Consider the following 769-nt stretch of genomic DNA (forward strand, 5'->3'; position numbering starts at 1 on the left):
AGATCAGTTGAACGATGCGGTTCGTCCTTACGGCTACTTTTTCTCTCCAGATTTGTCGACCAGCAACCGCGCAACGATTGGCGGGATGGTAAATACCGACGCCTCTGGTCAAGGCTCTCTTAAATACGGGAAAACGTCTGACCATGTACTGTCGTTGCAAGCGGTGTTTGCTGATGGCTCGATTTTAGAGTCTGATTTGTCTCATGGTTATCCAAAAGAAGGCGAGTTTGCCGCTACGGCGTTACAAGTGACGGAATCAGTTTGTCGAGATAAACGCCAGCAGATCGTGGATAAATTTCCTCCTCTCAACCGCTTCCTAACGGGCTACGACTTAAAGAACGCGTTAAATGAAGAAGATGACCGTTTCGATATCACACGAGTGCTGTGTGGAGCAGAAGGCTCATTGGCCTTTATTACGGAAGCGAAGCTAAATCTGACGCCAATTCCGAAAGCCCGTACCTTAGTTAACGTGAAATACAACAGCTTTGACTCTGCACTGCGCAATGCGCCATTTATGGTCGAAGCGAAAGCGCTTTCTGTCGAAACTGTTGACTCAAAAGTACTTAATCTCGCGAAGCAAGACATTGTCTGGCACACCGTGAGCGATCTGATCACCGACGTGCCAAACAAAGAAATGCTTGGCATCAATATGGTGGAATACGCAGGGCAAGACGAAGGAGAAGTTGCTGCGCAGGTCGCGGCGTTAACCGCCAAACTCGATATCATGTTGGAAACAGAAGAAGCGGGTATTATCGGCTACCAAGTTTGT

At 48.1% G+C, this 769-nt stretch carries 1 protein-coding gene; it reads left to right on the plus strand.

All coding sequences use genetic code 11. The features are described from left to right. Nucleotides 1-769 (plus strand): FAD-binding oxidoreductase (locus R7190_RS26915; protein WP_318137803.1); only part of this gene is annotated, 769 nt, incomplete at both ends.

The organism is Vibrio sp. 1078-1 (assembly GCF_033340475.1).